Below are 21,999 nucleotides of genomic sequence, written 5' to 3' on the forward strand. Positions count from 1 at the left end.
CTCTAATGTGATTGAAAACACCTCACGTAAGGAAGATCACATATGAGGCGCCTGACCCGCACGTTCGTGGCGGTCTGCTCGACGCTCGCTCTCACCGCGGGCCTGGCCGCCTGCAGCACCGACTCCGACGATGCCGGCGGTGCTGGTCACACGATCGTCGCGGAGACGGCGTTCAACCTCAAGACGATCGATCCGCACCGACAGTTCGAGTTCACCGGATCGACGATCGACAATGCCGTCTACCAGACGGCGCTGGAGTTCGAGGACGGCGATCTGACGAAACCCACCGACGGACTGTGCTCCTTCGAGATGTCCGATGATCAGAAGACGATGACGCTGACTCTCAAGGAGAAGGACGCGAAGTTCTCCAACGGCGATCCGGTCACCGTCGACGACATCGTCTTCTCCTTCGAGCGGCTGCAGGGGCTGAAGGGCAATCCGTCCTTCTTCCTCGACGGCGTCAATGTCGAGAAGGTCGACGATGAGACCGTCGAACTGAAGAGCGAGGAGCCGAATCCGGCGCTGCCGTACATCCTGCCCAATTCGTCCATCGGCATCGTCAATTCCAAGGTCGTCGAGGACAACGGCGGCTCCACGGGCGAGGACGATGATGCCGAGCAGTTCCTCAACGAGAATTCGCAGGGCTCGGGCCCCTATCAGGTCGAGACCTACAAGCCCGACAGTCAGGTCGTGCTCACGGCCAATGAGCACTACAGCGGCCCTGCACCGAAGTACAAGAAGGTCGTGCTGCGCAACGTCTCCGCCGACACCCAGCTGACCGACATCCAATCGGGGCAGGCTCAGGTCGCCTTCGACCTCAACCCCGATCAGGTCGCCACACTCGATGAGTCCATGGCTCAGATCGCGAGCCTGCCGTCGACGCGCAGCCTCTACATCTTCAACAACACCGACGCCGACATCGGCGGACCGGCGGCGGACCCGGACTTCCGGAAGGCCGTGATGGCGGCCATCGACTACGACAAGCTCGTCGAACTCGGCGGTGAGGGCGCCCAACGGATGGCCAGTCTCGTGCCCAACGAGTTCATCGGTGCGGTGCCGCAGGATGAGGCGCCCGAGCGCGACCTGGACAAGGCGAAGAAGCTGCTGAAGAAGGCCGGCTACGACGGTGAGAAGGTGCCCTTCCACTACTCGAGCGACCAGGCCGTCAACGGCGTCGACCTCGCCCAGCTGGCCGAAACTCTGCAGGCCCAGCTCAAGGAGGCCGGCATCAGTCTCGAACTCAAACCCGCCCCGAGCACCACCCAGCTCGACGGATTCCGCGCGGCCGAACAGCCGATGGGCATCGGCACGTGGGGCGCGGACTTCCCGGATCCGACGAACTACAACGTCTTCATCCCCGGCGGCAGCGTCGCCGATCGTGTCAACTGGGAGAAGGGTGACGAACCCGCACTGATGGAGCTGGCCGACGAAGCCGAGGAGGCCAAGGGCGAAGACCGCGATGCCGCCTACGCGAAGCTGTTCAAGGCCACCACCGACACCGGCGTGTGGATCCCGCTGGTCCAGCCGGTGGCCACGGTCGCCGTCGGCAACAGCATCACGAAGTACGTGTCCAACGCCGACGTCTCGTTCGACTTCGCGAAAGCCGAGTGAGAATGTCGGTCGACACCACCGACAGCATCACCGCAGAGGCCGCGAACGACCGGGCACAGCGGATCAGACCACCGAGGATCCCGCCGCTGCTGCGTTATGTCCTCATCAGGGTGGGCATCTCGATCCTGCTGATCTGGGGCGTGACCATCGTGACGTTCCTGTTGACGAATCTGGTTCCGACCGACCCGGTCGCCGCGATCCTCGGTGACCGGGCGGCCGCGGATCCGGAGATCGTGGCCCAGACCCGGCAGCGGCTCGGACTCGACGAACCGCTCATCGTCCAGTACTTCACCTACCTGTCGAACCTGCTCCACGGCGACCTCGGCGTGTCCAACCAGACCCGCGTGCCCGTGCTGGAGTCCATCGGCCAGGTCTTCCCCGCCTCGATCGAGCTCGGCATCGGCGCGATCGTCATCTCCGTGCTGCTGGGCCTCATGCTCGGTCTGGCCAGTGCGCTGAAGCAGAACACCTTCATCGATCATGCGATCCGCACGCTCAGCCTCATCGGCATCTCGGCCCCGACGTTCTGGATCGCCGCCGTCGGCTACTACGTGTTCTTCTTCCAGCTGCGTGTCGTCCCCGGTGCCGGCCGCCTCGACCCGTGGATGACTCCCCCGCCGCGTGTCACCGGGCTGTTCACCCTCGATTCCCTGCTCGCCGGGCAGACGGCCACGTTCGCCAACGCGCTCGGCCACCTGATCCTGCCCTCGTGCGTGCTCGCACTGTTCACCATCGGTCTGCTCACCCGCTTCAGCCGCTCGAGCGTTCTCGACATCATCAAACAGGACTATGTCACCGCGGCTCGGGCCAAGGGCCTGCCGCGACGCACCGTCGTATTCAAATACATCTTCCGCGGAGCCCTCGTCCCGATCATCACGGTCGTCGGTCTCGCCTTCGGCTCGCTGCTGTCCGGGGCGGTGCTCACCGAGACCGTCTTCGCCTGGAACGGCATCGGCCAGTACGCCTTCCGCGGAGCCACCACACTCGACCTGCCCGTGATCATGGGCGTCGGCCTCGTCATCGGCATCGTCTACATCCTCGTCAACTTCATCGTCGACCTCATCTACGGTTTCGTCGACCCGAGAGTGAGGGTCCAATGAGCCGCCGTCCCGACAGAACCGGCACCGAGGCGACCGCCGCCGGCACCGCGGATGCGGGTCCGCCTCCCGGGACCGGAGAACTCCTGGAGCGTGGACTCAGACGTCGCCGCCTGCGCGTGCCCAAGGCCCTGCGCACTCCACTGGGCATCGTCGGCGGCGTCATCCTCCTCATCTGGCTGCTCGTGGCGATCTTCGCCCAGCAGCTGGCCCCGTTCAATCCCCTGGCCCAGGACTTCTCCCGCCTGGCTCCGCCCGGCGGCCAGAACCTGCTGGGCACCGACACACTCGGCCGAGACGTCTTCTCGCGTCTGATCGTCTCAGCGCAGACCACGCTGCCGGCCGCGGTGTTCGTCGTCATCTGCTCCGCGGTGATCGGATCCACGCTCGGCGCCATCGCCGGATACTTCGGTCGCGCCGTCGACGAGATCATCATGCGCTTCGCCGATCTCGTCTTCGCGTTCCCCACGATCATCCTCGCCATGGTCATCGCCGCGGCACTCGGACCGGGCCTGAAGAACGCGATCATCGCGATCCTGCTGGTCTCCTGGCCCTCCTACGCCCGTGTCACCAGATCGTTGGTGATGACCTCGCGCGGCAGCGAATACGTCGTCGCCGGCCGACTGCTGGGCTTCAGCGCCGGAAAATCACTCATCCGCGAGATCGCACCGAACGTCCTGTCCCCCGTCATCGTCCTGGCCACCCTCGACGTCGGTTCCGCCATTCTGACCATGGCCGGCCTGTCCTTCCTCTCCCTCGGCGTGGTCCCGCCGACACCCGACTGGGGTGCCATGGTCAGTGAAGGGGTGTCCCAGTTCGCGGCCTGGTGGATCGCGTTCTTCCCCGGTCTGTGCATCCTCACGATCGTCATGGCGTTCAACTTCATCGGCGACAGCCTCCGCGACACCCTCGATCCCCACACTGCACAGGAAGTCGGTGAGCAGACCTCATGAGCGCCGTTGCCATCAGAGACCTCAGTCTGACCGTGGTCACGAAGCAGACCGAGAAGCCCATCCTGCGCGATGTCTCCTTCGACCTCGAGCCCGGACGCATCACCGGCGTCGCCGGCGCCTCGGGCTCGGGCAAGACCCAGACGGGCATGGCGATCATGGGCCTGTCCCCGCAGGGATCGGTCCTGTCCGGCAGCATCCGCTTCGACGACCGGGAGCTCGTCGGCATGCCCGCCAAGGAGCACAACCGGCTGCGCGGGAGGGCGCTGGCGATGGTGTTCCAGGATCCCGCCTCGGCGTTCCACCCGATGCTGACCGTCGGCGACCAGATCACCGACCATCTCCGACACCACCGGAAGGTCTCGAAGAAGGAGGCCCTCGACCGGGCCGTGCACATCCTCGAACGCACGAAGGTCCCCCATCCCGAGGAGGCGGTGAGGAAGTACCCGCACCAGTTCTCAGGCGGACAGCTCCAGCGCATCGCGTTCGCCTCGGCGATCATCTGCGATCCCCAGGTGCTCATCGCCGATGAGCCGACCACGGCTCTCGATGTGACCGTCCAGGCCGGGATCCTCAGGCTGCTGCGTGAACTCTGCGACGATCTCAGCCTCGCGGTCCTCCTCGTCACCCACGACTTCGGGGTCCTGTCCTCGGTCGCTGACACCATCGTCGTGATGAAGGACGGCATCGTCGTCGAATCCGGTGACCGGGAACCGGTGATCACCGCTCCCGAGCACGAGTACACCCGGTCCCTCATCGACTCCCTGCCCGCGGCGGAGGTGAACCGCTGATGGCGACGAGCGACGAGACCCCTGAGCGCCCGCTGCTCGAGCTCAACGAGGTCGGCTGCGAGTACCGGCTCGGCAGCGGAGCCCGCTTCCGCGCCGTCGACGGGGTCTCACTCACCCTCGGTCATTCCGAAGTCCTCGGCCTGGTCGGCGAATCCGGCTGCGGCAAGTCCACCCTGGCGAAGCTCATCTGCGGTCTCGAGAGAACCGCCGGAGGCACGATCACCTTCGGAGGGCATCCGGTGAAGAAGATGGGGCTGGGACGACGGGCCCAAGAGCAGCTGGGCATTCAGATGGTCTTCCAGAACCCCTACGCCTCGCTCAACCCCCGACGCCGGATCGGCGATCAGATCGCCGACGGTCTGGCGCTCGATCCCGACAGCGACTGGACGGTCGACGCGCTGCTCGCCGCAGTCGACCTGCCCGCCGACTCGGCGCAGCGCTTCCCGCACGCGTTCTCCGGCGGGCAGCGCCAACGCATCGCCATCGCCCGCGCCTTGGCCGTGGGCCCGAAGGTGCTCATCGGTGATGAGCCGATCTCCTCACTCGATGCGTTCCTGCAGGCGAGGATCGCACGGATGATGCGAACCCTCGCGATCGACGCGGGCGCCTCGATGCTCTTCATCAGCCACGACCTCGCCGTCGTCCGGGAGATCGCCGACCGGGTGGCCGTGATGGAGGCCGGACGGATCGTCGAGGTCGGAACGACCGAGCAGATCTGGAACGACCCCCAGCATGCGTATACGAAGAAGCTGCTGGCCGCGATCCCGAAGGTCGACGGCAAGGGGATCATCCCCGGTTGAACCGCGTCGGACTCCTGCGCGCATATTCTCCCGGACTGTATCCGGTGACATTGAGGAAGTCGGCGCCGAAATGGGACTGATCGAACCATCCGTAGTGTGCACCGAGGTCGGCCAGGGAGCCGTCCCATCCGCGGTCGAGGGCGCCGACGGCGTCGATGATCCGAGCCCTGGCCAGGATCTTCTTCACACCGACACCGCAGTATCGGTCGAACATCCGCTGCAGTGTACGCTCCCCGATCCCCGTGCGCTGCGACAGGAGCCGCAGACTGACGACCTCGGGGTCGGCGAGAACGTCGAGCACATGCTGCAGGCGACTGTAGCCCTGAGACACCTGCGGTCGACGCGAGAGCAGCCACCCCTCGACTGACTCAGCCAGACCGGCGAGGTCGAACCCACCGACGGCCCGATCGCCCTGCGGCTGGCCGGCCCGCACTCCCCCGGTCTCGTGCAGGCAGGACTCCACCGTCGACGCGGGTGAGAACGCACCGGCCAGCCCGAGGTCGGCCTCCAGAGTGGGGAACCATTCGGCGGCGGCGACGGTCGAGTTGCGGATGCCAGACGGCGACAGGTCCGCAAACGCCAGCGTGGCACCGAGGTGGAAGTTCACCCCGAAGACACCACCCCGGCCGAAGATCCCCACATCGAAGAGCCTCTCGGTCACCGGTCCGGTCACCCACACGCCCGGCCCATCGGTGTTCGCTCGCCTGCTGGACCCGAATTCGAAGGTCAGGTTGACAGTCGGCTCCGAGACCGTCGACGTCTGATAGCTCTCGCCCGCCGGAAGGTCCCATTCGACGGCCCAATAGCGTTTGACGAAGGGCCGCAGCTGCTCCGACACCGTCCGGGGCGTGGAATACCGTGCGTGATCGAGCAGCTCACCGGGTCTGAGCACCCGCCCGAAGAAGTGCTCGGGCGCTCGAGAGACCGGTGACGCCTTTTTCCTATCGACCTCATCGTCCATGTCACCACAATGGCAGACATGACTGACACGCAGAAGGCCGACGCCCAGACCGTCAGCGCGCCGGGCGTCGCTGACCCTGCCCCCGTCGCCCGGCTGGCCATGGTCACCCTCGACGCCCCAGATGCTGCGGCACTCGGCGAATTCTATTCCGCCGTGCTCGGGTGGCCGGTGGCCTACTCGGACGAGAACTATGCCATGCTCACCGGCCCGAGCCATGCCCTGGGAATAGGCACGATTCCCGACTACCGGCCGCCGAACTGGCCCGACGACGGGCACAAGCAGTTCCACCTCGACCTCGCCGCCGATGATCTCGAGGCGGCAGCGGCTCGCTGTGTGGAACTCGGTGCCTCACGCGCCGACCCGCAACCGGGTGAGACCTGGGTCGTGCTCATCGACCCCGCGGGCCACCCCTTCTGCATCACGGATGCGAGGAACTGGGGCTGAGCCTCTCGACTCGCACGATGAAATGGGACGAGTCGAGTCCGTCGACGAGGATCGTCGCCGAGTGCTTCGCGTTCGCCCCGGTCACGAGCCAATTGGGTTTGAGCAGTCCGCGCAGGCCATGCCCGTTCGCCGGTGAGATGTCGATGCCCATGCCGAGCTTCACCGTTCTGACGACCTCGGCCCGGGCCAGGGCGCGTGCCGCCCGATCCGCCTCGGACCGGCTGGGCAGCCGGGACCGGTCACCGTGCTCGTCCAGCAGCGCCGACCACTGCTGCGCGGTCACCGCTGTTCCCACGGGTGCGAAGTCAGCGATCATCGCTCGCCCGGACACCGCGTTGACGAGGACATTCATCGACTGTCCCGGTCGTTGCGAGGAACGCTTCAGCAGCCTGCGGGTGCGCACCCGCAGCGCCGCCCACCAGAACGGGTGGTGGACCTCCCGGGCCTCGGCGACCGCGCCGGGCAGTTTGCGACGGAAGACGGCGAGCGCCTCGGCGGCGGTGATGTGCGGATCCATCCGCACGGGTTCGACGACGGACAGTTCGTCCTCCGGCTCGGCCCCGAGATCGGCGCTCATCCGCCTCACACGTCCTTCGGCAGCTGCCCGGCCAGGGCGTCGTTCTGTCCGGCGAGCATATGAGCGGGAATGGCGCCGATCTTCTCGGTCTCCCGGAGCGCGGCGAGCACGTGGTCGGGCACCGGGTGAGACCTCTGCGTGGCCAGGGACACGATGATGATCGCCAGTGTCGAGCACACGATTCCGATGCCCATTGGGTCGATGCCCGTGCTGTCGACGAGGCCGGCCAGCTGCCAGCCCACCGAGGACACGGTGCCGAGGATCATCGAGGCGATCGCGCCGGGCACGTTCGCCTTCTTCCACCAGGCCGCGGCCACATAGGCGGGCACGAAGGCGGCGCCGAGGACGGTGGTGGCGAAGATCGCGACCTCGGCGACCGAGGGCGGGTCGTTGACGGCGACCCAGTAGCCGATGATCGCGAGGATGAGGACGGTGAACCGGGAGATCCACACCGACTGCCTGTCCGACATGTCCGGTTTGATGAAGCGGCGGAACAGATCCTGGCTGGCGATCGTGCCCGACTGCAGCAGCAGGGCATCGGCGGTGGACATGATCGCGGCCATGATGCCGGCCATGACGATGCCGACGGCGAAGTCCGGCAGCACGGTGTCGGCGACCTGGAACACCGCGAGTTCGGGGTTGTCGAGGGTGGGCAGCAGGATGAGCGCCATCACGCCGACGATGTAGGGAGCGGGGATGAACAGCAGGTTGAAGCCGGTGGCGTACATGCTCGCGGTCCGCGCCACCGAGGGCCGCTTCATCGCCATATGGCTGACGTTGACGTGCGGCCAGCCCAGGTAGCCGATGGAGAACACGAGGACCGCGCCGATGATCACGCCCCATTGGACGGACTCGAAGCCGTCGGGGCCCCACATCGTCAGCAGGTTCGGGTTGATCTGTCCGACGGCCTCATTGCCCGCCGTCCAACCGCCGATGGCCTGCATCGTGCCGATGAGGATCCACAGCATGCCGATGAGCATGATGATCGCCTGGACGAAGTCCGTGTAGGCCACGGCGAGGTAGCCGCCGAGGAAGGTGTAGAAGACGATAACGCCGACGGCGATGAGCAGGGCCCAGGCGTAGGGAATGCCGGTGACCATCTCCAGTCCGCGACCGCCGGCGATGAACTGGGTCATGACGTAGAAGAAGATGCAGGCCACGGCGATGGGGGCCGCGATCGCCCGGATCCACCGCGAGGGGTAGCGGTGCTCGAGGTACTCGATCGAGGTCAGTGAGCCGAGGATCTGTGAGAGCTTGCGCATCCGCCGGCCGAGGATCGAGAGGTTGAGGACGCCTCCGCCGATGTCGCCCATCGCGTACCACAGTGAGAAGTAGCCCTTCGTGTACGCCAGCGATCCCGCTCCGAGGAACATGTAGCCGGACATCGATGACGACTGCAGGCGCAGAGCCGTCACCGCCGGGCCGAGGCTGCGCCCGCCCAGGAGGAAGCCCTCACTGTCCCTGTTGCCCATCTTCAGTGTGGCCACGCCGATGCCGGCCATGGCGACGAAGTAGATGACGAGGAACCAGGTTTCGATGTTCACGCCGTTCCCCCGTTCGCCGAGGCGGTCGTGCCGCCGGACTCATCCCCGCCGCCGGTCGGTCGGGCCCGGCCCTCGGCGACATCCTCGGCCTTCCACCCGCGGGAGAGATAGACGAAGACAAGCGTGTAGATCACCCAGATCGCTGGGATGCCGAAGATGATGGCGACCGTGGCCGCCGGTAGGCCGAACATGCTTCAACCACCTCACTGTGATGTCGGAACGCTGACTGGATGTCAGAACTCTGGTTGCTGGAGCTGAGCATACAGCGTTCTGTCAGTCTCCTCGCAACCCTCTCAGATCTGTCTCGGAGGGCAGGGAGGGAAGCAGATGTCGGCTGGTTCCGGCGAGGGGGCCGACGCGCGGGCCTCAGGCCAGTCCGCGTCGCAGCCCGACTGCCGCGTCGAGGAGGCGGGTGAGCATCTGATCACGCTCGGCCTCGGGCAGGGCCTCGGCCACATGCTGACCGTGGTCGAGCAGGACGACGACCTGATCGGCCAGGCTCCCGTCGCCGAGGTCGGGGACCTCGCGGCCGTCCGAAGCGATAGCGGAGAACTCGGCCAGCGCCGCCGTGATGGTCTCACGACGGGAGCTCTCCGGTCCCGCCGGCCGATCGAAACGGTCTTCGGTCTCCGACTGCCCGCCGATCTGGTCGAGTCGGCGCTGGTTCAGGCCGATGATGCGCATGCGCAGACGTCGGATCTCGGTCTGCAGTTCGGCGCTCAGGTCGGTCATGACCCCATCTTAGGGCGGATTCGGCCGGTCTCAGGCCGTCGGCGGATCTCAGGCTGACGGCGGGGCCAGACCGGCGGCGGCGACTGCCTCGGCGAGGAAGTCGAGGACCCGTTGTGTGGTCGGCCCGCGCAGCTGGGTCTTCGGCACGAGAACCCAGTAGTGGCCGCGGTAGCCGATCTCGTCGGGCAGGATGCGGACCAGGGCGTCGTTGCGGGTCGCTGTGTAAGTGGGCATGACGGCCAAGCCGACTCCGGACAGGGCCGCCTGGGCGTGGACGTTGAGGTTGTTCGACTGCAGTCGGATGTGTTCGGGCAGTTTGGGCCGCAGCGCCTCGAATTCGGGGATTCCGGCGATCGGATCATCGGCGTACCATGCCAGCACGTGCCCTTCGAGGTCGTCGAGGCTGCGAATCGGTCCGTGTTCGGACAGATAGTCCTCATGGGCGTAGAGGCCGATCTCGTAGTCGGCCAGAGCGCGAGAGGCCACGGCGGACGAGTTCGGCCGGGAGCGGACGATCGCGGCGTCGAAGGCAGTGCCCTCCCGTGCTGCCAGGGACGGGGCGGAGATGATCGTGATCACGGTGTCGCCGTCGCCGAGCGGGCGGACGCACGCCGGGGTCAGCACGCTGGCGGCGAAGCCGTCGGGGCTGAGGATCGTCCACTCCTCCGGGCCCGTCTGCGCAGAGTCCCCGGTGGTGAAGGCGTCGCTGCCGAGGGCGACCATCCGGGCGGCCGGCAGCAGCCTCTCGCCGTTGGGGCTGATGGTCCAGCCGCTGCGGGTGCGGGTGAACAGCTGCAGATCCAGTGCGGCTTCGAGGCGTCGGACCCGTCGGCTCACCGTGGTGTGGTCGACGCCGAGCTCCTTGGCCGCACGGACCAGGGTGCCGGCCTGGGCGAGGACGTGGAAGTACCTCACATCTTCCGCGTCGACTCCCATGCCGGCACCTCCTCAGGGTTGGGCCTTCGACTCTACCCTGACAGAAGCGGTTCCCGCCTCCGGGACCTCCTCGGTTGGCACCGCCTCAACGCTCTGCGACTGATACGGACCGTCCCGACCCGGCTCACTGAGGTGCGATCCACACGGTCATCGTCTCCTGGTAGGTCTCGAGTGCTTCGGGGCCGTTGTCGCGGCCCCAGAACCCGGACTGGCGCAGGCCGCCGAACGGGGTGGCCACCGTGCCTTCGCTGTAGCCGTTGACGGCCAGAGTTCCGACCCGGATGCGGTCGGACCACCATTTCGCGGTGCCCAGATCCTCGCACCATACGGTCGAGGCCAGACCGTAGGGTTCGTCGTTGATCGCGGCGACGGCCTCGTCTCGGCTCGACGTGCGCAGCAGCTGGGTCAGCGGGCCGAAGATCTCGCCGCGTCCGAGTTCGCTGTCGGCGGGCACGCCTTCGATGACCGTCGGCGGGTACCAGGTCCCCGATGTCGGCACCTCGGCTGTGGTGTTGAGGATCCGCGCTCCCTTGTTCACCGCTTCGTCGACCCAGGCGGTGATCCGATCGAGGGCCTTCGCATTGATGACGGGACCGATGTCGGTGCCGTCGGTGAACGGGTCGCCGACAGTGACAGCTTCGGCCGCGGCCACGAGCGCGGAGCGGAACCTTTCGAAGGCCGCATCATCGTCACCGACGAAGACCACTCGAGAGGCGGCGGTGCAGTTCTGCCCGCTCGTGCCGAATGCGGCACCGGCGATGTCGGAGGCGATGGCATCGAAGTCACCGGCGTGTTCGGCGTCGACGATGTAGGCTGCCCGCCCGCCCAGCTCGAGGGAGACCTTCTTGAGGTTCGACTTCGCGGAGGATTCGAGGAAGGAGCGTCCGACGGGGCCGGAACCGGTGAAGGTGAGCACGTCGATGTCGGGATGCAGCCCCATGGCGGCGCCGATGTTCGCGCCGGTTCCGGTGAGGACATGGAGGATGCCGTCGGGCACACCGGCCTGCTCGGCCAGACTCGCGAAGTGCAGCGCGCTGAGTGTGGAGTCCTCCGAGGGTTTGATGATCATCGCATTGCCGGCGGCCAGGGCCGGAGCGACCTTCCAGCCGAGCATGGCGATCGGGTAATTCCACGGCAGGATGGCGCCGACGACGCCGATGGGGATCCTGCGCACCCAGCCCCAGCCCTCGGGCCCCTGCAGGTGGCGGCCGTCGTCACGGGAGATGAGGTCGGCGGAGAAGCGCAGGTTGGCTGCCACATCCTCCACGTCTTCGGCGACGCTGTCGGCGAAGACCTTGCCGGCCTCGATGCCGTCGAGGTAGGCGATCTGCTCGGCGTTGTCGACGACGAGATCGGCCAATCGGCGCAGCACCTCGGCGCGATGGGCCCCGTCATCGGCCCAGGACCGCTCGTTGAAGGTGGCGCGGGCGGAGGCGACGGCCGCGTCGAGCTGGCCCTCGGACGCCTCCCGGACGGTGCCGATGAGCTCACCGTCGATCGGTGAGATGAGGTCGAGGCCGGGTCCTTCGCCGGTGGTGAACCCGCCTGTGGTGTAGACCCCGCGGTCGGAGTCGATGAGCGCGGCCAGTGCCTGTTTGCCGGTGTCGGTCATATCAGTCTCCCTTCTCGAGTGCGGTGATCGTCGCCAGCAGGGTCTCCAGGGCCTGACTGTCAGCGGTCGGCAGCGGCGGACGGACCGGCCCCTGTTCGATGCTGCGGCGGCTCAGTGCCTGTTTGATCAGTGAGATGAACGCAGGATTGTCCTCGATCTGGGCCAGCGCGGCCGACAGGCCGTGCCACAGTTCGACGGCGGCCGCCCAGTTCCCGTCACGGGCGTGAGCCCACAGCCTCTGGCAGGCCTCGGGCAGCAGCCACGCCGAGGCGGCCACCCAACCGCTGGCGCCCTGGACGAAGCCCTCGAGGGCGATTCCGTCGGCGCCGACGAAGACCTCGACGTCCTCACCGAGTTCGGCCCGCAGTTCGCGGACTCGGGAGGCCTCTCCCGAGGTCTCCTTGACACTCCACAGGCGTCCGGTGTCGGCCAGAGTGGCCAGGTGCTCAGGCAGCAGATCGGTGCCGGTCGAATGGGGATTGTTGTAGACCATCACCGGCAGCGGGGAGTCCGTCATCACCGAGTGCAGGGCGGCAGCGGCCGTATCGGGTTCGAGCCCGCCGTAGAAGGGCGGGGTGATCATGACCGCATCGGCACCGGCCGCCTGCGCGTTGGCGATGTGCCGACTCATCCGCTCCGGGGTGTAGGCCATGCATCCGACGACGACGCTCGCCCGGTCTCCGGCAGCGTCGACGACGGCTCGGATCTGAGCTTCGCGCTCCTCGTCGCTCAGTGCCAGTGCTTCACCGGTCGCCCCGAGGCACAGGATCCCGGCCACCCCGGTCTCGAGGACCTCTGTGACCCGGGTGGTCAATGCCTCGATGTTCTGCGCCCCGTCGGTGCCGAATGGCGTCGTGGGCACGGCGAAGACGCCGCCGGTCGGTTTCGTCATTGAATGTTCCCCCTCACTGTCGGTGATCGGCCTCGGGCTCGGCTCGATACTCCGACCATAAGCATGTATGTGATCACAGGCAATGGCCGTTTCTCCACAGCGGTCTGGAGATCTGCAGATGCGGACCGGCTCGCCTCGGCGGGCTATCCGGCGCTCGCGGCGAGCTTCTGCTTGTCCTTGCGGACCGCGAAGCCGAGCAGTCCCACGAGGACGGCGAGGTCTCCGCCGACGAAGACGATGGTCCAGATGATCGTTTCAGCCATCACCTCTCACCTCCTTCAGCATCGCTCGTTCCTCCCGCGGGCGGCGGTCCCCCGGTGCCGTCATCCGGCGCAGGCCCCTCGGTGCCCTCCTCCGGCGATGCTCCCCCGGCACCTTCGGTCATCGGACCGGCGACGACCTTCTTGGCGAGGAAGCGGTTGAGGGCCAGCATGACGATGATGAGCAGGCCCCATTGGAGGACCATGGTGCCGAGGCTGAACTCCTGGAACGGGTTCCACCACTGCTCCGTGCCGGTGACGGCGTCGACGATGAACCAGCCGAAGAGAGCGACGAACAGCAGCGGGAAGATCCGAATGCAGAAGATCCAGGCTCGGCCGAAGTGGAGGTCCGCCACCGCTTCGATCATGGCGCTGACCCTGTGCACGCCGAACTTCCACATCGCCATCGCCACGCCGAGACCGCTGAGCAGCAGTCCGATTCCCCAGACGTTGTCCTGGTTGGTGAAGAACGACAGACTCAGCGCCGAGGGGATGCCGCAGATGAAGATGACGATGATCATCGCCGGAACGGCTCGCGTGCGCCGCACGCCCATGTCCATGACGTTGCGGGTGCCGAGCTCGACCATGGCGATGAGGCTCGATGCCCCGGCGAGGAAGAGCGCGAGGAAGAACAGGGGTCCGAAGACCACTCCGCCCGGCATCTGCCCGAGCAGCTCGGCGAAGTAGACGAAGGCGAACCCCTGGTCGCCGGCGGATACGGCCTCCGTCGCGAAGTCGGCACCGCGCAGAGCGAACACGGTGCCCATCACGGCCATGCCGGCCAGCAGCGAGGCGAAGAGGTTGCCGGCGACGACCACGCTGGCGTTGAGGGACTTGTCCTCGCGTTTGTCGACGTAGACCGAATACGTCAGGTACAGGGCCCAACCGGCTCCGGTCGAGAACGCCATCTGGGTGAACGCCTCCCGCCACATCTCGCCATCGCCGAATTGGCTCCAATCGGGGACGAACATGTAGGTCAGACCGTCGATCGCTCCCGGCAGAGTGAGTGCGCGGATGGTGAGGATGACGAGGATGACGAAGAGCGCGGGAATGATGATGTTGAGCAGCTTCTCGAAGCCGTTCTTCAGTCCCCGATAGACGACGAACCCGACGAGGCCGATGGCGATGGCATGGAACAGGATGGTCTGGAACGGGTTGGAGACGAAGTCCTCCCACACCTTCTGCGTATCCGTGCCCATGGCGAACTCGCCGGTGAGCGAGAACACGAAGTAGCGCAGAGCCCAACCGGTGACGACCGAATAGTAGAAGGCGACGCCGAGACCGATGAAGCCGACGACACCGCCGACCCAGGTGAATCTGCGCCCCATGAAGTCGCGGAAGGCGCCGACGGTTCCCAGACGCGAGTGCGTGCCCAGGATCGATTCGGACATGAGGATGGGGATCGCCCAGAGAAGATTCGCGATGATCAGGGCGATGAGGAATGTTCCGCCTCCCCATTCGCCGATGACGCGCGGGAACCGCCAGAGGTTGCCGGTCCCGACGGCCATTCCGATCGCTGCGGCGACGAAAGTGAAGCGGTTCGCAAAGAACTCGCCGGTGCGTACGGCCATGATGGTCCTCCCACTCGTCGGGAACACCACCGCACCAAGGACCCCGGCCCGTCCCGACGGCACCGGTCACCGGGGAACTCATCCGACTGCATTGTCGGTGCTCATCACCATACTCCCAACGCGTCGCAAAGAGAAGTGAACGCCCCGGTGAGCGCCTCACCCGCCGATTCCGGGCAGAGAAGAGGGCGGATCCCCTGATCGGGGTCCGCCCTCTCTTCACCTGCCGGACGCCCGCGCGGTACGGGTGTCAGGAAGCGTGTTCAGTCCCTGAAGTAGGAGATGAGGCGCAGGATCTCGATGTAGAGCCACACGAGGGTGACCATGAGCGAGAACGCGCACATCCAGGAGTACTTCTCCGGGATCCTGTGCTTGACGCCCTCTTCGATCATCTGGAAGTCCATGATCAGGGTCATCGCCGCCAGCACGGTGGCGAGGATGCCGATGACGACACCGAGCGGCATCGTCATCCCCATGATGTTGATCTCGATGCTGCGGGCCCCGCCGGTGCCGGTGAACATGGCCACGCCGAGGTTGATGATGCTGAAGATCGCATACCCGCCGACGGCGATGAGCAGGAACTTCTTCGTCTTCGAGCCGTAGCGTACGCCCTTGAACTTGAACAGGGCGAGCATGACGCCGAAGACGCAGAGCGTGGCGAGCACGGCCTGGACGACGATGCCGGGGTACATGGTCTCGAACAACGAGGAGATGCCGCCGAGGAAGACTCCTTCGAACGCCGCATAGCCGATGATCAGGGCCTTGCTCGGTTCCCTCTTGAAGGCGTTGACGAGGCCGAGGACCAGCGCGATGAGCATCGCGGGAAAGGCCAGGGCAGGTACGAACCAGCCGACGACGGCACCGCCGAGGAGGATGGCGAAGAGCAGGCCGGTCTTCATCATCACATCGTCGTAGGTCATCGCCCGGTCGGCGACCTGCGGGCCGGCATTGCGGTTCTCGGCCGCCGGCTTGTTGAACAGGTCGTTGAGCTCCTGGTCCGACATGACCGGCTCATTGCGGCCGGCCTGGGCGCCCTGGTTGATCGCCCGGTTCATCATTGGGTTACTCACGGTCGAGATCCTTTCGATCTGAGTAGGTTGCACGTACGAGCGAGGCGCCGCACGAGAGTGGAATCACGTGTCCAGTGTAGACGGATGACCTGGACGGTCACTGAAGATCGAGCGCCCGAAGCAACGAGCGTTGCACGATCGTAACGCTTTCGAACGGCTGTTCATTCCCGCGGCCTCGTTCCCGTCCCCTCGACCGCGCAGGGCGGCGGCTCACCCCATCTGGTAACTCGTCGTCGCTCCCGGACCCCAGGGAATGCCCGTGGCCCACCAGATGAAGAACAGCAGCCCCCAGAAGACGAACATCGCGAACGACAGCGGAATCGTGAATGACAGCAGCGTGCCGATGCCGGCATCCTTCCGGTACCGCTGGATGAACCCGAGCACGAGGACAAAGTAGGGACTCATCGGCGAGATGATGTTCGTCGTCGAGTCGCCGATGCGGTAGAGGGCCTGAGTGGTCTCCGGAGAGATCGAGAGCAACATGAACATCGGGACGAGGACCGGAGCCATGAGCGTCCACAGTCCTGACCCCGAGGTGAGGAACATTGCGCCCAGTGCCGTCAGCAGCCACCCTCCGAGCAGGATGACGAAGGTTCCGGTGTTGAGCGAGCCGAAGAATTCGGCGCCCTTGATGGCCAGGATCTCGCCGAGGTTGGACATCGTGAACAGCGCGAGGAATTGGCTGGCCGCGAAGAACAGCACGATGACGGGGACGAACGGGAGCAGTCCCCTGCTCATCATGTCGGGGATGTCCCCTGTCTTCCTGATCGATCCCGTGGCGTAGCCGTAGACGATGCCGACGAGGAAGAATCCGACGCCGATGATGCCCGCAATGCCCGCCATCAGACCTGATTCGGGACCGAATGACCCGGATTCGTCACGGAGGAAGGAATCCGCCGGAAGGGCGAGGAAGAACAGGATCGCCGCGCAGGCGACGATGCCGATCACGGCGACTGCCAAACCCCGCTTCTCCTTGGGCTCGAGTGCCATCGTGACGTCGAAGTTCTCCGGGTCGTTCTCGTCCTCGGGGTCGAGCTCGAGCTGATCGGCGCGTTTGGTCAGCACCAGTTCCGTCATCAGCGTCACCGCTGCGGCGACGACGAACATGGAGACGAAGTTGAAATAGAAGTTCGCGACCGGGCTGACCGTGTAGCTGTCGTCGATGATGTGGGCTGCCGAAGTGGAGAGCCCGCCGAGGATGGTGTCGAGAGAGTTGACCATGGGAGCGGCCGAGTACCCGCCCGAGGTCGCGGCGTAGGCGACGACGCAGCCGAGGAGCGGATTGCGCCCGACCGCTTTGAAGGCGAGTCCGCCGAGGGGGATCATGATCATGTACGAGGCGTCGGACGCGATCGACGAGGCCGTGCCGGCCAGTGCGACGATGAAGGTGATCCACTTCGGGGAGGCTCCGGCGATGGTGCCGCGCAGCATAGCGGCGATGAGTCCCGACTGCTCGGCCACCGCGACGCCCAAGAGGACGATGATGACAAGTCCCAGAGGTGGGAAGGTGACGAAGTTGTCGGTCGCCCCGGCCACGATCTCCCGCAGGGACTCGGTGGAGAAGAGGTTCGTCACCGACACCGTCTCGTCGGTGGCCGGATTGACCGCGCTCAGACCGGTGGCCGAGAAGATGGCGGACAGGGCCATGACGATGACCGCCAGGGACAGGAACAGCCAGAATGGGTGCGGCAGCTTGTTGCCGACCTTCTCGATGACGATCAGCAGTCGCATCAGCCAGCTGAGTTCGGCGGTGCTGTGCGACTTCTCTTCGGTGCCGGCGGTGTTGCTCGACATGGGTGTCTCCTCGGTCGTGATGGCACCCCGCGGTGCGCTGGGCCGAGTGATTCGCATGTGAGTGCGATCACTTCGAAGAGACAAGTGTCCTGGACAGATGCCGTTGTGTCACGGCCATCTCATATCCCGGATGCGCCGAGGCAGTCCCAGATCCTGGGAGATGTCCTCCCCTGCGAAGACATGAGACGGTTCGCTGCGATGCATATCGACGTCATCATCCGACGTAGACAGATGTCGCTCTCAGGGGACTGTGTCGCACCGGTGGGGTGCCTAGCGTTGAGGTATGAACTCATTCTCTGCGCACGACAACCGCCGTGTTTCCAACGCCGCCGACCAGACGGACCGTCCCGGCCGATCCGCACGGCGGCTCGGACTCCCGCTGATCGCCCTCATCGGCCTCGCCCTGCTCGCCGCACCACGCGTCGTCCTCCACGATCTCGACATCATCAGTGAGGGCACGGCGACCAACGCCCTCTTCGTCTTCGGCCCGCTCCTCGTCTGGATCATCGTCATTCTGTGGGCCAAGGTGCCGAATCCCTTCCTGACCCTGTTGACCGTCGGGGCGTTCTACGGAATTCTCCTGGCCGCAGGGCATCAGATCTTCTGGACCGCACAGTTCGACGGTGCCCCGCCCCGCCTCGGCGGGAACCTCGCGGACCTCGATCCCGGGTTGTCGAACCTCATAGTGCGCCTCTTCGCCGCGGGGTCCAGCCTCGTCACCGGCACATTCGTCGGTGCCGTGACCGGGGCCATCGCTTGGCTGGTCGACAGGCTCCTGGGTCGCAAACGCGGACAATCCGGATCCGCCTGATCCTGTCCCGGGGCCCGGCTCAGCTATGCCGGTCAGCCGCCTGCACTCGCCTCCCGGGCCGGAGTCCGAATCTGCCGATTCGCGCCTCGGCGGGAAAACACCAGAGCCGACCGTAGAACATGTGCGGCCGGCTCTGCGTGGGGTTGAAGGGGCGTTTCAGCGTTCGAGGTCTCCGCGGATGAACGCTTCGACGGCTTCGTGGGCTCCTTCGTCGTCGTTCTGCTCCGGAGGCGACTTCATGAAGTAGGAGGAGGCGGAGATGAGGGCCCCGCCGATGCCGCGGTCGAGGCCGATCTTGGCTGCGCGGACGGCGTCGATGATGACGCCGGCTGAGTTCGGGGAGTCCCAGACCTCGAGCTTGTACTCCAGGGACACGGGAGCGTCGCCGAAGTTGCGGCCCTCGAGGCGGACGAAGGCCCATTTGCGGTCGTCGAGCCATTCGACGTAGTCGCTGGGTCCGATGTGGACATCGCGATCGGACAGCTGGGCGCTCGTATTCGAGGTCACGGCCTGGGTCTTCGAGATCTTCTTCGACTCGAGGCGCTGGCGTTCGAGCATGTTCTTGAAGTCCATGTTGCCGCCGACGTTGAGCTGGTAGGTGCGGTCGAGGACGACGCCGCGGTCCTCGAACAGCTTCGCCATCACACGGTGGGTAATGGTCGCACCGATCTGGGACTTGATGTCGTCGCCGACGATCGGGACTCCGGCGGCACGGAACTTCTCGTCCCATTCCTTGGTCCCGGCGATGAAGACGGGCAGAGCGTTGACGAAGGCGACCTTCGCGTCGATGGCCGCCTGAGCGTAGTACTCCACCGCTTCCTGCGAACCGACGGGCAGGTAGCATACGAGCACGTCCGCCTCGGCGTCCTTGAGCGCCTTGACCACGTCGACCGGGTCACGATCGGATTCGACGATCGCGTCGCGGTAGTACTGTCCGAGGCCGTCGAGAGTCGGTCCGCGCAGGACCTCGATGCCGGTCGGCTCGACATCGCTGAGTTTGATGGTGTTGTTCTCACTGGCCGTGATCGCCTCGGCGATGTCGACGCCGACCTTCTTGCCGTCGACATCGAAGGCGGCAACGAAATCGATGTCACCGACGTGATAATCCCCGAACTCCACGTGCATGAGACCAGGAACCTTCGTCCCCGGGGACACATTCCGGTAGTACTCAACACCTTGGATCAGGGACGAGGCGCAGTTGCCCAGTCCGGCAATCGCGACTCGAATCGATTTCGTTCCCACAGTTCTCCTTTGTCGTTTCGGGTCTCACCGCGCCGCAGGGCTGTCCGGCGGGCGGTCTCCCCAAGCGGGGCCCCATGCTTTCGGCCCCGACGATCCATAATAGCCATCCCGTCAAAAACACCGTGAACCGGCATCCGACGGCAGCGGTTCTCGTCTCAGCTGACGACCAGCGGTTCGAGCACGAGATCGGGGTGGTTCTTCTGCACCCCCTGCAGCCGCCACCGGTCCGAGAACAGCGCAAGCAGTTCACCGTCCGAACGGTGCAGGACTTCCACGGACCGTTCTCGGGACAGGGTCGGCACACATTCGGCAGTGGTGCGCCGGGCCAGAGAGAAGTTGAGCCGCTCGAGGCTGCAGGGGGCGTTGAATTCGTTGTTCATCCGATCCTCGGCGACCTCGAACTGCATGGGTCCGACCGCACCGAGCACGGGGGCCTGATCGCCGCGCAGATCCGATCGAAGCACCTGGATGACGCCCTCGTGGTCGAGCTGCTCGATGCCGCGGCGGAACTGTTTGTACTTCGAGGAGTCCTTGGCGCGGATGACCATGAAGTGCTCGGGCGAGAACGTCGGGATGCCGGGGAACTCGACCTTCTTGTCGAGGTAGAGCGAATCACCGACCCGCAGTGCGGAGGCGTTGACGAGTCCGACGACATCGCCGGGAAAGGCCTCGTCGACGACGTCGCGACCGCGCCCGAAGACCTGCTGCGCGTACTTCGTGGCGAAGGGTTTGCCGGTGGCCGCGTGGGTGAGCACCGCCCCGCGTTCGAACACGCCGGAGCAGACGCGGATGAAGGCGAGACGGTCGCGATGGTTCGAGTCCATTCCGGCCTGGACCTTGAAGACGAATCCGGAGAACGGAGCATCGACGGGACGGGGGTGATCGTTCTTGTCCAGCCGTGCCTCGGCAGCGGGGGCGAAGTCGACGAGCATGTCGAGGAGTTTGTGGATGCCGAAATTGAGCACGGCGGAGGCGAACATCACCGGGGTCGTCTTCCCCGCCAGGAAGGTCTCCTGATCGTGGTTCTGGTCCTCCATCTCCAGCAGTTCCGATTCGTCGACGGCCGTCGTCCAGGCCTCGCCCTCGAGGTCGGCGGCCGCCTCGGCGGAGAAGGTCTCCTCACCGGCGATGGTCGCACCGCCATCGGTGCGCGTGTACTTCGTGTACTCGCCGGTGGCCCGGTCGAGGACGCCGCGGAAGTCGCCGGACTGGCCGACGGGCCAGGTGATCGGGGTCGGCAGCAGACCGGTGCGCTGCTGCACCTCGTCCATGAGCTCGAGCGCGTCGAGGCCGGGACGGTCCCACTTGTTGACGACGGTGATGATCGGGATGTTGCGGTGGGCGCAGACTTCGAAGAGCTTCATCGTCTGGGCCTCGAGGCCCTTGGCCGCGTCGATGAGCATGACGGCGCAGTCGACGGCCGAGAGCACCCGGTAGGTGTCCTCGGAGAAGTCCGCGTGGCCGGGGGTGTCGACGAGGTTGAACACTGCGTCCCGGTATTCGAACTGCAGCGCGGCCGAGGAGATCGAGATCCCGCGGTCCTGCTCCATCTTCATCCAGTCGGAGACGGTGGCCCGGCGGCCTGCCTTGCCGTGAGTGGCTCCTGCCTGGCCGATGGCGCGTGCATGCAGGGCGAGCGCCTCGGTCGTCGTCGATTTGCCCGCATCGGGGTGGGAGATGACAGCGAAAGTGCGTCGGCGGGACGCCTCGTGTCGGATGTCCTTATCGGAATACTGGCCAGAAGTCACCGAAACATCCTATCGTCCTTCTTCCTGCCTCGGCGTGTCCGTTCAGTCACAGTGGCCAGGGCCGCTGCTCCCAAGCTGGCTGTGCGTCCTGCCGACGGTCTGGGGCGGGCCGCGTGCCCTGTCGGCATTGCGTCCAGCGTCCTGTCGGAATCTGCTCATATGCTGGTGGGCGATGTCTGAGGAATTCGCAGAGTATGCCGGCCGTTCGGAGCCGAAGGAGCGATGGCTCAAGGCCCTGCCGCTCATCATCGCCGGGGTGTTGGGCATCCCGCTGCTGGCCGCCGCAATCGACTTCTCCGTCCAGATCGCGCAGGTGACGAAGTACCTCTTCGATCTCGGCACCTCGGGGTTGGACGCCACTGTCATGGTGCTGCTCAGCCTCTCCGGCGGCTTCTGCCTGATCCTCTACCTCGCGTTCCTCTTCATCGGCACCCGTCGGCGCACGTGGAAGTGGCGCATCTGGTGGGCCGTCGCCACGGTGCTGGCCGCAGGCGTCCTGCCGCTGTGGTGGGTCTTCGGCGGCTTCTTCTCCGGCTCCCCCGCCTGAGCTTCGAAAGCC

General features: G+C 65.8%; 21 protein-coding genes. 8 read left to right on the forward strand and 13 right to left on the reverse strand.

What is annotated here, in order from left to right; translation table 11 throughout:
* Nucleotides 1-42 precede the first annotated feature (42 nt).
* The 5 genes from IG171_RS09750 to IG171_RS09770 are packed head-to-tail and all read left to right on the forward strand — an operon-like array spanning nucleotide 43 to nucleotide 5,249.
* Nucleotides 43-1,611, forward strand: coding sequence for an ABC transporter substrate-binding protein (locus tag IG171_RS09750; protein ID WP_212127283.1), 1,569 nt, complete (start codon nucleotides 43-45; stop codon nucleotides 1,609-1,611).
* A gap of 2 nt (nucleotides 1,612-1,613) precedes the next feature.
* The gene (locus tag IG171_RS09755) at nucleotides 1,614-2,711 is read left to right on the forward strand and encodes an ABC transporter permease (RefSeq protein ID WP_212127284.1); all 1,098 of its coding nucleotides are present in this window, start codon (nucleotides 1,614-1,616) and stop codon (nucleotides 2,709-2,711) included.
* Nucleotides 2,708-3,661 carry an ABC transporter permease gene (locus IG171_RS09760; protein WP_212127285.1) on the forward strand — a complete coding sequence of 318 codons (954 nt, stop codon included), beginning with the start codon at nucleotides 2,708-2,710 and terminating at the stop codon, nucleotides 3,659-3,661. The genes IG171_RS09755 and IG171_RS09760 overlap by 4 nt, the downstream gene beginning before the upstream one ends.
* Nucleotides 3,658-4,449 (forward strand): ABC transporter ATP-binding protein, encoded by a 792-nt coding sequence (locus tag IG171_RS09765; RefSeq protein ID WP_212127286.1) that lies wholly within the window; start codon nucleotides 3,658-3,660, stop codon nucleotides 4,447-4,449. The genes IG171_RS09760 and IG171_RS09765 overlap by 4 nt, the downstream gene beginning before the upstream one ends.
* Nucleotides 4,449-5,249: an ATP-binding cassette domain-containing protein gene (locus IG171_RS09770; RefSeq protein WP_249203574.1), complete on the forward strand. Its 801-nt coding sequence runs from the start codon at nucleotides 4,449-4,451 to the stop codon at nucleotides 5,247-5,249. The genes IG171_RS09765 and IG171_RS09770 overlap by 1 nt, the downstream gene beginning before the upstream one ends.
* Here IG171_RS09770 and IG171_RS09775 read toward each other — a convergent pair.
* On the reverse strand, nucleotides 5,236-6,210 hold the full coding sequence (locus IG171_RS09775; RefSeq protein ID WP_212127287.1) for a helix-turn-helix domain-containing protein: 975 nt from the start codon (nucleotides 6,208-6,210) through the stop codon (nucleotides 5,236-5,238). The genes IG171_RS09770 and IG171_RS09775 overlap by 14 nt on opposite strands.
* A gap of 18 nt (nucleotides 6,211-6,228) precedes the next feature.
* Between IG171_RS09775 and IG171_RS09780 the strand changes: the two genes are divergently transcribed.
* Complete coding sequence (locus IG171_RS09780) at nucleotides 6,229-6,654, forward strand: VOC family protein (protein WP_249203576.1); 426 nt, start codon at nucleotides 6,229-6,231, stop codon at nucleotides 6,652-6,654.
* Here the strand turns inward: IG171_RS09780 and IG171_RS09785 are convergent.
* The 10 genes from IG171_RS09785 to IG171_RS09830 all read right to left on the reverse strand — a co-directional run bounded on the left by IG171_RS09785 (nucleotide 6,629) and on the right by IG171_RS09830 (nucleotide 17,639).
* On the reverse strand, nucleotides 6,629-7,231 hold the full coding sequence (locus IG171_RS09785) for a hypothetical protein (protein ID WP_212127289.1): 603 nt from the start codon (nucleotides 7,229-7,231) through the stop codon (nucleotides 6,629-6,631). The two genes, IG171_RS09780 and IG171_RS09785, sit on opposite strands and share 26 nt — an antisense overlap.
* Nucleotides 7,232-7,236: 5 nt before the next feature.
* Nucleotides 7,237-8,775 carry a sodium/proline symporter gene (locus IG171_RS09790; RefSeq protein WP_212127290.1) on the reverse strand — a complete coding sequence of 513 codons (1,539 nt, stop codon included), beginning with the start codon at nucleotides 8,773-8,775 and terminating at the stop codon, nucleotides 7,237-7,239.
* Nucleotides 8,772-8,966 carry a hypothetical protein gene (locus IG171_RS09795; RefSeq protein ID WP_212127291.1) on the reverse strand — a complete coding sequence of 65 codons (195 nt, stop codon included), beginning with the start codon at nucleotides 8,964-8,966 and terminating at the stop codon, nucleotides 8,772-8,774. Before IG171_RS09795 ends, IG171_RS09790 begins: the two co-directional genes overlap by 4 nt.
* A gap of 175 nt (nucleotides 8,967-9,141) precedes the next feature.
* Nucleotides 9,142-9,507 carry a hypothetical protein gene (locus IG171_RS09800; RefSeq protein ID WP_212127292.1) on the reverse strand — a complete coding sequence of 122 codons (366 nt, stop codon included), beginning with the start codon at nucleotides 9,505-9,507 and terminating at the stop codon, nucleotides 9,142-9,144.
* A 48-nt stretch (nucleotides 9,508-9,555) separates the two neighbouring features.
* Entirely contained in the window at nucleotides 9,556-10,443 is an 888-nt protein-coding gene (locus IG171_RS09805; RefSeq protein ID WP_212127293.1) for a LysR family transcriptional regulator, read from the reverse strand.
* Between the two features lie 124 nt (nucleotides 10,444-10,567).
* On the reverse strand, nucleotides 10,568-12,055 hold the full coding sequence (locus tag IG171_RS09810; protein WP_212127294.1) for an aldehyde dehydrogenase family protein: 1,488 nt from the start codon (nucleotides 12,053-12,055) through the stop codon (nucleotides 10,568-10,570).
* Between the two features lies 1 nt (nucleotide 12,056).
* Nucleotides 12,057-12,947 carry a dihydrodipicolinate synthase family protein gene (locus IG171_RS09815; RefSeq protein ID WP_212127295.1) on the reverse strand — a complete coding sequence of 297 codons (891 nt, stop codon included), beginning with the start codon at nucleotides 12,945-12,947 and terminating at the stop codon, nucleotides 12,057-12,059.
* Nucleotides 12,948-13,209: 262 nt separating this feature from the next.
* Nucleotides 13,210-14,778, reverse strand: a complete 1,569-nt coding sequence (locus tag IG171_RS09820; protein WP_212127296.1) for a sodium-dependent transporter — start codon at nucleotides 14,776-14,778, stop codon at nucleotides 13,210-13,212.
* Between the two features lie 260 nt (nucleotides 14,779-15,038).
* Nucleotides 15,039-15,845: a Bax inhibitor-1/YccA family protein gene (locus IG171_RS09825; protein ID WP_349252114.1), complete on the reverse strand. Its 807-nt coding sequence runs from the start codon at nucleotides 15,843-15,845 to the stop codon at nucleotides 15,039-15,041.
* Between the two features lie 210 nt (nucleotides 15,846-16,055).
* A complete protein-coding gene (locus IG171_RS09830; RefSeq protein WP_212127297.1) occupies nucleotides 16,056-17,639 on the reverse strand; it encodes an AbgT family transporter in 1,584 nt (527 codons plus the stop codon).
* Between the two features lie 283 nt (nucleotides 17,640-17,922).
* Between IG171_RS09830 and IG171_RS09835 the strand changes: the two genes are divergently transcribed.
* Nucleotides 17,923-18,450 carry a hypothetical protein gene (locus IG171_RS09835; protein WP_249203578.1) on the forward strand — a complete coding sequence of 176 codons (528 nt, stop codon included), beginning with the start codon at nucleotides 17,923-17,925 and terminating at the stop codon, nucleotides 18,448-18,450.
* Between the two features lie 156 nt (nucleotides 18,451-18,606).
* Here the strand turns inward: IG171_RS09835 and IG171_RS09840 are convergent, their stop codons facing one another.
* Together IG171_RS09840 and IG171_RS09845 are read right to left on the reverse strand one after the other, a co-directional pair.
* A complete protein-coding gene (locus tag IG171_RS09840; RefSeq protein ID WP_212127298.1) occupies nucleotides 18,607-19,692 on the reverse strand; it encodes an inositol-3-phosphate synthase in 1,086 nt (361 codons plus the stop codon).
* Between the two features lie 155 nt (nucleotides 19,693-19,847).
* Nucleotides 19,848-21,440 carry a peptide chain release factor 3 gene (locus IG171_RS09845; protein WP_212127299.1) on the reverse strand — a complete coding sequence of 531 codons (1,593 nt, stop codon included), beginning with the start codon at nucleotides 21,438-21,440 and terminating at the stop codon, nucleotides 19,848-19,850.
* A gap of 172 nt (nucleotides 21,441-21,612) precedes the next feature.
* On the opposite strand from IG171_RS09845, the gene IG171_RS09850 reads away from it, so the two are divergent.
* Nucleotides 21,613-21,987, forward strand: coding sequence for a hypothetical protein (locus IG171_RS09850; protein ID WP_212127300.1), 375 nt, complete (start codon nucleotides 21,613-21,615; stop codon nucleotides 21,985-21,987).
* The last annotated feature ends 12 nt before the right edge of the window (nucleotides 21,988-21,999 follow it).

This window comes from Brevibacterium sp. SMBL_HHYL_HB1, assembly GCF_018208375.1.
GTDB classification, from domain to species: domain Bacteria; phylum Actinomycetota; class Actinomycetes; order Actinomycetales; family Brevibacteriaceae; genus Brevibacterium; species Brevibacterium intestinavium.